Source organism: Citrobacter sp. Cf116 (assembly GCF_030336505.1).
Taxonomy (GTDB): Bacteria; Pseudomonadota; Gammaproteobacteria; order Enterobacterales; family Enterobacteriaceae; genus Citrobacter; species Citrobacter freundii.
In genome coordinates, this window is sequence record NZ_JAOWEQ010000037.1 from 1,364,130 (window position 1) to 1,377,212 (window position 13,083).

General features: G+C 52.4%; 6 protein-coding genes. All 6 read right to left on the reverse strand.

The features are described from left to right. Positions 1–8: 8 nt before the first annotated feature. The 6 genes from OGV74_RS15920 to OGV74_RS15945 all read right to left on the reverse strand — a co-directional run bounded on the left by OGV74_RS15920 (position 9) and on the right by OGV74_RS15945 (position 12,882). Positions 9–6,422: an adhesion domain-containing protein gene (locus OGV74_RS15920; RefSeq protein WP_286521085.1), complete on the reverse strand. Its 6,414-nt coding sequence runs from the start codon at positions 6,420–6,422 to the stop codon at positions 9–11. Between the two features lie 133 nt (positions 6,423–6,555). Then, the gene (locus tag OGV74_RS15925; RefSeq protein ID WP_086504412.1) at positions 6,556–7,512 is read right to left on the reverse strand and encodes a SinI family autotransporter-associated protein; all 957 of its coding nucleotides are present in this window, start codon (positions 7,510–7,512) and stop codon (positions 6,556–6,558) included. Between the two features lie 58 nt (positions 7,513–7,570). Next, a complete protein-coding gene (sinH, locus tag OGV74_RS15930; protein ID WP_003037745.1) occupies positions 7,571–9,769 on the reverse strand; it encodes an intimin-like inverse autotransporter SinH in 2,199 nt (732 codons plus the stop codon). Between the two features lie 201 nt (positions 9,770–9,970). Beyond that, positions 9,971–10,189, reverse strand: a complete 219-nt coding sequence (locus tag OGV74_RS15935) for a zinc ribbon domain-containing protein (RefSeq protein ID WP_003037742.1) — start codon at positions 10,187–10,189, stop codon at positions 9,971–9,973. A 53-nt stretch (positions 10,190–10,242) separates the two neighbouring features. Continuing rightward, a complete protein-coding gene (locus tag OGV74_RS15940; protein WP_086504413.1) occupies positions 10,243–11,277 on the reverse strand; it encodes a Gfo/Idh/MocA family oxidoreductase in 1,035 nt (344 codons plus the stop codon). Positions 11,278–11,340: 63 nt separating this feature from the next. Next, complete coding sequence (locus OGV74_RS15945) at positions 11,341–12,882, reverse strand: peptide MFS transporter (RefSeq protein ID WP_003037736.1); 1,542 nt, start codon at positions 12,880–12,882, stop codon at positions 11,341–11,343. Positions 12,883–13,083: the final 201 nt, after the last annotated feature.

The following is a 13,083-nucleotide window of genomic DNA, read 5'->3' on the forward strand; positions in this document are numbered from 1 at the left end:
ATTCGCATCTATCGCGGGGGAGATACCGTCATCATCGCAGCGGAAGCGTGCGGGTTCGCCAGGCAAACCAGTGCCTGATTATCGTTTGCCGTTTTCGTTGCATTCACATAGCCGCTGGTAAGATCGATGGTCTGGTAGTTCTGGCCCACTCTGTCGAATACCCACCAGGCAATATTTGAGCGATCGATCGGCCAGCCAAAACGTTCACCTAATTGACCGCCCGGGTAATCACTGTAAAGTCTTTGCATTTCTTTCAGCGTCGGCTGATGATCATCGGAACAGCCAGATTTACTTGCCAACCCTGCGCCACCATGGTTAAACAATGACCAAGTTTCATTGCCAATGCTGTAAGAACCAAAGGTGTTATCATGCGACGGCGCTTCATTCATCAATAGTGGTCGCTTAAAGACTACGCCATCGCTGCTGGTCACCGTTTCCGGCATATGCCCCCAGTATTGAGCCTTGTCACTATCGGGGCTGGAAATTACGGTAAAGATCACGTTAAGCGAAGAGGTCAAATTAGGATAATCGTCCATCTTCGCCGAAATCGCCGTTTTCAGCCCCATCGCAGTGTCCTGACGCAGGCTAAACGTCGCCTTACCGCCCGCCCCCGTCACGCCGTGATAGACATCAATATGATCATCCAGTAGCACCGTTGTCGCCACTGGCGTCAGTTCCTGCAGAAAAAGATCGTCCGTCACGCCGCCGTTCCCGGTAGTTTTCGCTTCCCCCCGGCGAGACAGACCTTGACTACGCGAAATCGTAAATGCCGCATTCGCAGACGGATTGCCGCTGCTGTCTTTCATGGTGACGGTGAGCGGGATCTCTTCTCCTTTTTTGACTTTCACCGCATCGCTTACCGTATCGAGGGCAATACTGGAAGTCAGTTCAATCGTCGCCGGTACCGGTGAATGCGGGTCGACCAGGCAAACCTGCGCCCCTGTTACACTCCCTGAACTACTTGATGACGATACGTTCCCCACATCCAGCCGCATAGACTGATAGTTCCCGGTATTCGCCGCGCGATCTACCGCAAACCAGAACCATTTTTCATTCACCGGCCAACCATAACGTTCAAACAATGCGCCGCTGGGATTATCTGCATACAATGTTTGTAGATCGCTTAATAAAGGCTGATACGCCTCATCACAGTCGGACTTCCCGGCCGTCAGCGTGGTGGATTGCAACCTCAACGGCCAGCGTTCATTGCCGCTGTTGACGCTGGAAGCGTAACCCGACGTCTCCGCAGCAAGATAAGGGCGATGGAATGTAACGCTAGCGCTGTTAGTCACCGTTTCCGGCATATGGCCCCACATGGCGGCCTTATCGCTGTCCGGGCTGGTGAGAACGGAAAAGATTACGTTTTTACTCACCGTGGCTAAACTGTCTCCCTCCACCGTGGCGGTTACAGTCGTTTTCAGGCCGCTCGAATTGTCCTGCGCTAACGCCAATTGCGCTTTACCATCAGCATCCGTCATTCCATACCATTTCGACGAACCGGAATTGAAACTCGTCGCACTCCCCTCAGGCGTAACGGGCGTCAAGGTCATGTAAGCCTGGTTGTTTGATATCACCGTACTGGCTCGCGTGGTCGATGAAGAACGCCCCAGCACCACCACGGTATTGGCCTGTGGGATGCCGGCAGCATTTTTTACGCTAACCGTTAGCTGTAACGTTTCGCCTTTCTTACCCATGAAGCTTGCGTACGTCTCATTCCATGGCATGGAAGAGTCAAGCGTAATAGCATACTCACGTTGTGCCGTCAGACACAGCTGCGTTACGTTGGTCGGGGACGAAGATGCCGTTGTGTTCATGACACCATTACGAAAATTAATGTATTGATATAATGACGTTTGCCCGCTTAGCGTCTTATCACCTGCCCACCATCCATACGAGGCGATCATCGGAAGACCGTAATCAGCGGTTAATGCACTATCCGGGTGATCGTTATACAGCGACGTTAAATCGGCCGCCGTCGGCATTTGGCTCATAGTGCAGGCCCCGCGCCCGCTATTTACATTTTTCACCGTATACCACATTTCATTGTTTTGTATGACCCCCTCCGTATCCGTGGTTGAATTCAGCTCATACCTCAGCCTTGGGCGCATAAATTCCGCGCCGTTGCTGGCGGTGAAGGTCTCCGGCATATGCCCCCACATCTGGGCTTTACTGCTGTCAGGGCTGGTGAGCACGGTAAACACTGTCGACAGCGACGAGGTTGCCGCTGGGGTTTTATACAAGCTGGCGTTCAACACCGTTTTCAACCCCGGCCCAGTATCTTCACCTACATCAAGAGACAGCGTGCCGTCCGGACCAGTGACCCCATAATAGGTGCCGTTATAAAGCCAGGTCTGCGGCGCCTGTCCGGTCAGCACCAGCTCCATGGTTGGTATGGTCCAGGAAGTAAGCGCACTGCTGCCGCGTATCGAACCTCGGTCACGCGTCAGGGTAAACGCAGCGTTCCCTACCGGGTTACCGACAGCATCCGTGGTGGTGATCGTTAACGGCACTCTTTCACCCGTCTTCACTTTCACCGCTTGCGCGGTTTCGTCTATTGCCACCGTCGAGGTCAGCGCGATCGTCGTGGCCTGTGCAGCCCCCGTACTCGTACAAATCTGGTACTGCATGGCGCTGGTATCCGTCGCCGACACCGAATGATGACTGCCATCATCCAGATCGACGACATAAAAATCGATGGGCGCTTCAGAAGAAAACTTACTCACATAGCTACCACTCCAGTAGGAGTAGTCTATCGGCCAGCCCTGTGCCGTCTTGATGCTTCTGTCCGGGTATTGGCGATAAAGCGCGTCCAGAGCGTCGATGGCAGGGTAATACCCGGACGCGCACATCTCCGCATTGTTCTTGCGGCCATCAGGGCCGTAAAAACGGGACCACGCCTCGTTATCTTCCGTATAGCTCATCACATTGAGAGTATTACTCAACTCCGCGTACAGCAGCGGCCGGTGGTAGCTCGTACCGTCTGCCGCCGTCAGCGTGTCCGTCATATGCCCCCACAGCGTCGCCTTGTCCGAGTCGGGGCTGGTGACCACCGTAAAGATGGTGTCGAGGCTGGCACTCACGCTGGCATTGCCGTACAGCGCCGCCGTTATCGCCACTTTAGTGCCGTGCGTATCCGGGCGGGTCACATTGACGATTTTGCTGCCGTCCACGCCCGTCAGGCCGCCGATTTTCGTCGCCGTATCGTTAACAGATTCGCCGTCAATGACCACCGGCGACACAATACCATCACCGCTGCCAGCGGCATGTTTAACATTCTGTCGGGTAAAACCATCACCACGGCTCATGACAAAAGGCGCTTGCGGCACAGGGTTTCCATTGGCGTCTTTCACCGTGACCTTCAGTTGTAGCGTCTCGCCTTTCTTCACTCTTACCGCATGTACGCTATTAACGTTGTTGTCATACCACTGCGATGCATCCACCGGTTCAATGGTGATGGACGCCGCCGCTGGGTTATCGCTGGTCAGGCAACTGACGTAATCCGAAACATCGCCCCCCGCCGTCACCTCACCACCCGACAACGATATCTGCTGCCAGCTGGACTGGCTGGCGTACGTGACGGACCAGTAGTCAAGCCCCACAGGCCATCCGGCAACCGTATGTATCTCTCCGTCATTGTTGGCATTGTACAAAGTGGTAAGCTGGTCGATACGCGGCAGACGATTAAGTGCACATCCCCCGGCTGCGGTATTTCCCAGCGCATCGGCATGTGTGAGGCGAGCCCAGGTTTCATTCGCTTCATCCTGGGTTCGGGTTGCCCCTGACTCTGCCGCCAGTTTCGGGCGTTCAAACGTGAGATTATCCACTGTTACGGCGTCCGCCATATGCCCCCACATATGGGCTTTTGGCGTATCCGGGCTTGTCGGAACGGTAAACTTCACGCTACGCGAGATAGGCGAGTTCAGCAGTGAATCAATCGGTACTACGCTTAGCGGTGTGATTAACCCCACGCCGCGTGGCTGCTCAAGAATAATTTGCGCGTCACCGTTTGCATCCGTCATCCCCTCATACGTCATTGAAGATGTACCCGCGCCATAGGCAACGCTGTCAAACAGCAATTCCCCCTGGCTTGGGTCAGTAAAGCCGGTGGTCATCCCGCTGCGATTTTTGCCGAGCCCCATGGTGACTGAAAACTTCACATTCGCTATCGTTGCTCCGTTCAACGCATTTTGTGAATGGACGTTCATTTTTATTTGCTCGCCAACTTTGGCGACGGGCAGTCGTAACGAGACATCGTCATTGAAATAGACGCTCAGTTGAGCAACCATTTCATTGGCTGAACAGGTCAGATAATGGGCCACTCCGCCGATACCTTTACTGCCATCGCCCAGATTGAAATACGCCATCTGCATGGCATCATCGGCAATATAGGTCCCCGATGCCGTCGGCCAGCCGTATTCGGTCAGGAGCTTATTATCAGGATGCTCGCCGTAGAGCGTTGCAAGCGACCCCGTATCAGGTACCTGCCCTGCGCCGCACTGATTCGTGGCAGAGATCAGAGAATCGAAGGTGGCCCATTCTTCGCTATTTTCATTTTGCTGACCGGTTTTATGACTTGTTTCGGACGCCAATAGCGGACGCTTGTAGAGATTACCCTTCTCCACAATACCCCGTTGCATATGGCCATACATATTCGCCCCGTCAACGTCCGGGCTGGTTATCACCGTAAAAATCACATTAAAGGGGAACGAGATGCTTGCGCCTTCATCATCCGCCATCATAATGCGGATCGGCGTTTCTACCCCCACCCCACTGTCATGACTTAACGACAAATGTACCTGACCGTTCGCGTCCGTTACCCCGGTATAGTGTTCCGGGGACGATGCACGCATATCATCACTACGGACAACGACCCGCAGATTATCCCACTCATCTTTATGCTCCCCTTTACGGTTAGAGGCGGGGTCGACAAACAGTTCAAGATAACGATAAGGCAACGGTTTATTGGTATTCCGGTCAACCACGCTGGCTATCACATCAATCATCTCGCCGACTTCCGCCTTGTATGGCGCATCGGGAGAAAGCGTGATTTGTGGATACGCTAAAGGCAGCGCTTTATCCACGCAACTCACCAGTAAAGCCGTACTGTTGCTTTCTCGTATCACCGCCCCGCTCCCCATACTGGTGGCGTAGTGATAAATATCGAGCTGATCTTTCGTGGACGACCAGTAGGTATCAATCGGCCAGCCGGGGTAGGTCGCCGCAGTGTTATGGGCGGCTCTCATCGCCACCAGTTGTTCGGCATCCGGTAGAATAGCGCAGTGATTATCCGCACCATCCCAGGTGAACTGGGCCCAGCTTTCATTGCTGGCAACAAAGGTACCGCTGACGCCGCTTGTTTCCGCCGCCAGTTTTGGACGCGTGAAGGTATAGGTGACGCCATCGACGTTTGCCGTGGCGCTTTCTGCCATATGCCCCCACATCGCAGCTTTGTCGCTATCCGGGCTGGTCTGAGTGGTGAAAATGACATCCACCGTGTCCTTCAGCGCCGTATTGCTTGCCGGCATCACTGTCAGCGTAGTTTTCACGCCGGGGCTGTTTGCCTGGGTGACGGTTACTGTTGCCTTGCCGTCAGCATCCGTGACGCCGTGATACTCCGTCGCCGTGGTGGTCAGTTCCGTATCGCCGACGTGTACCGGCGCGGTATTGTTGACCACGTCCTGGCGGTTAACCGCATCATTACGGGTGATGACAAACGCCGTATTGCCGACGACGTTGCCGGAGCAGTCGTGGGTGGTAATGGTCAGCGTGACGCTTTCCCCCGCTTTGACTTTTGCTGCCTGGAGCGCCTCGTCCATGTTGCTGGCGCTCACGGAAAGCGGTTCACCCACGGCGGTAGCTACGTCAATCGCCACTTTTTGTTCGGTTAAAGCAACCGTATTGCTGTTCGGTGTTCCCGTCGACGTAATGAGGTAAAGCGCGGGTAGCGCACTGCTATCTTCCAGCTGCGGCCAGACCACGTAATGCCCGCCGGCCATATTCTGCGCACAGAACGTTTTATTGGCGACCGGCTGCGGGTTAAGCGGTTCATCCGGTGTGGCGGCATCTGCCCAAACTAAACTGATAACGGGCGCCTGTTCGCTTTCCCAGCGCAGCGGCGGTATGGCGAACAGATCGCCCTCGGTATCGAGCGGATTAGCCAACTGCAGTGCGCTGGCTGAATCGTCAACGCTGAAGTCGCGGGGCATCGCGCTGAAGGCCACAGCGTGCGCTTCACCGGGAGAGAGCACAACGCTGCCCTGATAAACCGGAACGAACGCGCTGTCCGCCGTCGGCGGGGTGCCGTTTATCGCATCCGTAGCTGTGCGCAACTCATGCCATGCCCCACTTTTTAGTGCAGAAAGTACCGGCACTGCACCCATTAACAGAGCTAACGCCAGTAAAGAGCGATAAACTTTATTCACCTGCCAGATCCCCCATCCTTGAGCAGTCACTACCCATTTATTTTGTGTTCGCGTTTCAACACACTTTGCTTAACCCCAAGCTAAACAAAGGGCGCGGAAAAACCGCTCCCCAAGGAAGCGGTCTTGCACGGTTTTATTTACGTTGATAGTCGATAGACAAGCCATAGCCCTGGACGCCATCGTTGCCGAGGGTAACGCCATCGGCATTATCGAAGGCAGCCTTCGCTTCGGCGTTGGTAAGCGGAATAACCAGATCGCTATTGTTGTAGGTAGCGTTGACAATCCCACCCACAGTGCCCAACTGCAGACTGTTACCGGTGAATTTCCAGCGGTAGTTGTAATCACTGGTAACTTCTTCACCTGCATCGTAAGAGCGACTGGCGTTTTTATCTTTCCACAGCAGCACTTTATAGGTGGTGTTGGTTTTAAGTTTGGTGCTCGTGCCCAACAGATTGGTTGTTGTACCCGCCTCGTAGATGACGACGTGGACATTTTCATCGACCACCGGACCTTCCGGAATGTCATCATCGTCAGAACCACCGCCAGCGTTGGTCGACAGATCGTTTAGCAGCAATTCTGTGGCAACATTTGGATCGCCGGTAGTTGTGGTAGGCGTAATTTTAATACCGATGTAGCGATCGGCATCCGCAGCCTGAATTTCATAGGTGTCGCTGCCTTTTGTACCTATCTCTTGTGCATCGCCGCCATTCTGATCGCTATAGCTCATCCACTGCACAGTCGCTTTGGTCGCCGTGTTATCCGCATCCAGGTCACCTTCCGCATCGCCGATAGCCCAGTTGACCGTCACTTTGTCGCCCGCGTGAAACTGCCGGTCACCTTCAGTTGCCACGGTTCGACTACCACGGTCAATCGTCACCGTGACATGTGCTTTATCCGTTTCCGCCGTTTTATCTGCAGCCCGTGTAATCCACGGGATAGTCCCTTGAATAGTACCGGTACTTTCTGTCGCGCTTTGCCACTGACCGGCTTTCAGACTCCCATTAGCCGCGACTGCAGGCACAGCACAATACCCTGCCACAGCCAACGCCAGTGCGACCTCCGTCAGCCGCCGTTTTAATACTAATTGCATCAAGACTCTCCTTTTTCTTCAACATTCAGCGACTGGCTGGTCCGCCACTACGCTGACACTATTTCTGGCTATACACCACGCGTATGCCATAGCCCTGAATACCATCCTGCTCATGAGCAGCGAATTTTTGCGCAGCCTCTCTATTTGTTGCTGGCAACACCAGATCTTCATTGCGGGTATTGGCTTGTGCTCCGGTATTTCCCGTCGCGCTTTGCCCGGTAAATTCCCATTGATAGTCATAAAGCGACATTTCATCTTCTGTCAGTTGTTCTGACATCTGGAAAACGCCGTCTTTATTGGCATCACGCCACAGTACAAATCGATAGGTATTATTGACGACAGGATGTCTATCTTGTTTGCCGCTCAAATTAACGGGAGAAGATGTGTTCATTTGATAAATGAGCGCATTCAACGCATCAAGCGCATCACCGGTAAACGTCACGTCAACATAGTTACTGTCGCCGTAGGCGTCTTCCTTCGCTTTCCAGCGAAACGTACCAGGAAGCGTACTGGAGAGCGTGACGGTTCCCGCCTTTTTGTCACGGCTGGCAATGAAGACGCAGGGCAATTCGGCGGTACAAGCGCTGGAGGAAAGCGACACCTTTTTGTCATTGCTGTCATAGAGTTCAGGCGCCATAGCCTCATCCACCAGCGCTTTGCCGTTACGATCGGTCGTATCCCCAAATGAATCGGTCAGCACCAGGTCCATCACAACACCATCGACGCCATCCGCCAAAGCGCTGGCCTCATGGCTATGATCGGTACGATCGGCGTCAGCGACGTTATCGACAATCAATTCGATTTTACGATCCTGCTGGACGGTAATTTCCACAGCACCCGAGTTTTGCTTATTCCCCTTTTCATCTTCCAGGGTCATGCGCACTTTCCAGGTATTTAACTCTGTACGCTGTGCTTCTGTATCCGCATTGACCCACGCAGGGAGGATCAGATTCCAGCGATTATTATTCCCTTCAGTGAGGGCATCAGCTTTTACCACTGGCATCACTAATGTGCGATTGGCATTATTTTTTGCCTGCCAGGAGGCGGAGATGATTTTGTAGTGATGAGAGACAAGCGCATTGATCGTCCACTTACATTTCTCCAGTCCCACCGCAGACTCAGGCGTGTCTTCAATTACGCATTCAGGATGGACATTGGTCGCATCGGCTTTGAGCCATAACGCAACATCAAGGGGATCCTTTTCACGGTATTCAAGAACGATAAAATTATTACGCTCGACAAAATCGGTACGACTGCCCATTAAAGAGCGCTGAATTTTTACGTTTTCCGGATCAAGCTGAGCCGCCAGGGGCGTACCTAACTGATAAGTGACGGTTGCGTTGATGCTAAGGTCGGCATTATCTCCAGTGCCGGCTTTGTAATCTGTACCCAACGTGACCATCGGCACAGGCATGTAATTGAGACCAACGGTTACCGCATGGGGATTTTTTTGTAAATTGTCGGTACCAAATAATGCCACTTCATCGCCATAGTACTGCTCGTAGACTAATTTCCCACCGAGCTGTGGATAAAATGACAGCCAGCTTTCAGCCCGAATATCCCATCCCCGGGCGGGGCGCTCTTCATAAAACTCGAAATCCTCAGACTCTTTCCAGTCAGAAAGTGGATGGTAATAGTTGCCAGAGAGCTTCAGATAATCTGTCCATGCCTCAGTGCCCAAACCTAAGCGACGGTGCCCACGGGTAAAATCGTAGTCATAAAAAGCGTTGCCGCCGAGTAACCAATCCCCCACATTTTGACGCAAGCCAAAACCGATATTTCCAATGGTCCGATCCTCTTTACGCTGCGCGGAGATTTGGCTAAAAATCAATGTATATTGGTTGTCGTATAAGGGAACAAAATAGTCGAGAGAGCTACCATCAAGATCGCCCCCTTCGCCAACAGATAAACTGGTCCGTACTTTTCCGTACGGTGACATTAACCCTTCTATATACGATTGCGTGGAGGAGGTAATTTGATTTTGCAAATAGCTTTGCGCCTGTGATTTCAACGCGTCAGGCGTCAGGTTTTCAAAGCCTTGTGTCGCAGAATTAATAAAATAGTCGGCACCTTTCTCTTTAATAGATTGATCTTCGTTATTATGCTGTTCTTTTTGTACCGATTCACTGCCGAGATCGGGCAACGTAGACTCGCTTATGTCATTTGCTGCTGCAGGCGCAACAATATTGTCCCCGGCAATAACTGCGCCAGAAACGGATAGCACGAGCAAGATAACAAAGCGCACCCTTCGGGCCATAACATGTTCCTGTATTAACAAAGTTGCTGTACAACAGGAACATTATATTTATGATTTACCCTAATGAATGCCTTTACAACCTAAATATAATCCTAAAAAATCAGCCGAATTATCAAAGCAAGATAAAACATTTGTAATAATAGTTAAAGCTGATTAGTATTCATAAAAATATTAATCAGCAAAAATCATTCATAATATAATTTATATTACGGCATTATATTCCACGCGTTTCTTCGAAATCAGTCCATGACCATTCTGACAGAAATAATCCACCGCTCCGCAGGCTTTTAATACTTGCAGTGGCAGATGGCATTCCGGACAACGCGCTTCCAGTTGAATATCTTTGTGACAATGCTCGCAGTGCGCCACACCATTTTGTGGCTCCAGCTCTGCATGACAATCCGGGCAGGTAATCGACATATCGTGTCCTTATACAGAAAATGTATTGCTGATTTTATTTTAACACCATGCGCTTAATGTGGCCCACGTAACTGCTGCTGCAATGTTAACAGGCACTCCACTTCTTCCAGCCTGCGCAGTGTCGTTTGGCTCACCTCCTGCGGACAACGTTCAAACAAACTTTGCGCTCCCAGAATTTGCTCAGCGAGGCAATGGGCGTAAATCGTACCGGTAATGCTCCAGCTTTGTACCGCCTCGCCGTCAATCACTTCCAGTACATCTTCTGTACCGCGTCGGTCATGGCTGATAATACGTCCGTCACGCAGATAAAGCCGCAGACCTTTTTGCCCACCAGCTGGCCCCGCATATTTGTTGAGCCAGATATCCAGTGGAATGCCGCTAATCTGCCCCTGAAGATGCGCCTCGCCTTCTGCCGTGGTCAGGTCACTCCGGGGGATCTCACGTCCCAGACGGTCTTTAGCACTCACTAACCGCAGCACCATCTCATTATTCCCTCCCAGATACCGTACCGTTTCCCGCAGCATTGCTAACACGTGCGTACCGATATCCAGAATCACGCCATCAGGGTGGCGAAGTTCACGCGTGTCCGGTTCACCGGTGGCAAAGTTAAGCGCTATCGGCTCCCCTGCGACGTTAAATCCACTTGGCTCCTGCAAAAAACCTTCGATTTTCACAATCTCGGCAAAAGTGCTGACCACCCCTCGTTTCACCATTTCGATGCGCGCCATCCAGTGGTCGAGTGCCAGTACACGGTCGGCGGCTCCTGGTTGAGCCAGCAGCATTTTCAGTTTTTCAATTTGGGAGAGCGTGGCGACAATAGGTTTTTCAACCACGATACGTGTGATGGGAGAGGCCAGGGCTTGTTCAAGCACCTCAAGGTGATGCAAGGATGCGGTCGTGATGAACAGGGTATCAAGAGGCTGAGTAAACAGCTCTTCGAGCGACGTACAACACGTCACACCTGCTGGCTGTTTTGTGGGTTGAACATCAAACCCCACACAGCGTAATGAATCACCGAAGAGGCTACGTAATGCGGGCAAGTATGCCGTTTCAACGACTGCGCCCAGCCCAACAAATCCTAACAGCATGTTCTCACCTCAAAAGTTGAATTACCGGGGCATAACGTCTGCCCCGGCATCATCGAGGTGCTATCAGGCGCTAGTTGCCGGTTTAGTCTGTGTATTCTCCAGCATGCGACGAATCGGAACAATGAGAACGATCAGTACCGCGGCGCAGATAAGCAGCGCAATCGAGCAGCGCGCGAAGAGATCTGGCAGCATATCAAGCTGGTCGGCCTTCACATGACCACCAATCAGACCCGCGGCCAGGTTACCCAGCGCACTGGCGCAGAACCACAGACCCATCATCTGTCCACGCATTCTTTCCGGTGCCAACAGCGTCATGGTCGCCAGACCAATTGGGCTCAGACACAGCTCGCCGAGCGTAAGCATCAGGATACTGCCAACCAGCCAGAATGGAGAAACACCCGCGCCGCCATTTGCCAGCACGTCTTGCGCCGCGAGCATCATCACACCAAAGCCCGCCGCTGCGCAGAGAATGCCGATGACAAACTTGGTGATACTGCTTGGGCGAATATTCATGCTCGCCAGTTTTGGCCACGCCCAGCTGAATACCGGGGCCAGCAGAATGATGAACAAAGCGTTAATCGACTGGAACCATACTGCCGGGATTTCAAAATCGCCGATCATACGGTTAGTGTAGTCGTTGGCGAACAGGTTGAACGAGGTAGGTTTCTGCTCAAAGGCAGACCAGAAGAACGCAGCGGAAACCAGCAGGATAAAGCAAACCAGCAGCCTGGCGCGTTCTTTACGGTTCAGCCCCGCAAAGACGAACAGATAGATAAAGTAAAGCGCAACTGACGCGGCAATCACGTACACCAGCATGCTGGCAACCGCGACCGGGTTAATCACAATCACTCCCTGCGCAATCAGGGTAACAACAATTGCTACACCAACTGCCAGCGCCAGCAGCCACGCGCCCACACCATTACGTTTCACAACCGGGCTGTTCCAGGTCGAGTCCAGGCCCACTTCGCTATCGTAGCGTTTCATCGCCGGAACGGCAAAGATACGGAAGATGAGCAACGCCACCAACATTCCGATACCACCGATACCAAAACCCCAGTGCCATCCGTGAGTTTTAATCAGCCAACCGGAGATCAATGGCGCGATGAAGGAACCCAGGTTGATACCCATGTAGAACAGCGAGAAACCGCCGTCACGGCGCGCATCGCCTTTTTTATACAGCGTACCCACCATCACCGAGATACAGGTTTTGAACAGGCCAGAACCGAGCACAATGAACATCAGGCCAATAAAAAACAGGTTGTCACCCATGATGGCCGAGAGTGCAATCGACAGGTGACCAAGTGCTATCAGGATGGAGCCATACCATACCGCTTTTTGTTGACCAAGCCAGTTATCCGCCAGCCAGCCACCTGGCAGCGCAGCAAGATACATGGTACCGGCAAAGATACCGACAATCGCCGAGGCATTTTCACGCGCCAGTCCCATGCCGCCGTCATAAACGGTAGCCGCCATAAACAGGATCAGTAACGGACGAATGCCATAAAACGAAAAACGCTCCCACATCTCAGTAAAGAACAATGAGCCGAGCGGATAAGGATGACCGAAGAAAGTTCGGCTTTCTTTTTGATTAACAGAGGATTGCATAATTCTCCCGAAAGTTATGTCGTCGTGCGTGTAAACACCGCGATGTACGCCGACCAGTTACGTAGCTGGTCGATTTTTTACATGCGGCGAAGATTTATTTAACCATTTGATAACCTGGCAGTAGTTTTGTCTAGTACCAACCGGGGGACTTTAAGATGAAAACTCGACAATTGTCTACTTTCTTAGATTTAAACTTGGTAA

Coding starts and splice junctions, on each gene's coding strand:
- OGV74_RS15935 (WP_003037742.1), bottom strand. CDS start 10,189: ATGTCGATTACCTGCCCGGATTGTCATGCAGAGCTGGAGCCACAAAAT.
- sinH (WP_003037745.1), bottom strand. CDS start 9,769: ATGGCCCGAAGGGTGCGCTTTGTTATCTTGCTCGTGCTATCCGTTTCT.
- OGV74_RS15945 (WP_003037736.1), bottom strand. CDS start 12,882: ATGCAATCCTCTGTTAATCAAAAAGAAAGCCGAACTTTCTTCGGTCAT.
- OGV74_RS15940 (WP_086504413.1), bottom strand. CDS start 11,277: ATGCTGTTAGGATTTGTTGGGCTGGGCGCAGTCGTTGAAACGGCATAC.
- OGV74_RS15925 (WP_086504412.1), bottom strand. CDS start 7,512: ATGCAATTAGTATTAAAACGGCGGCTGACGGAGGTCGCACTGGCGTTG.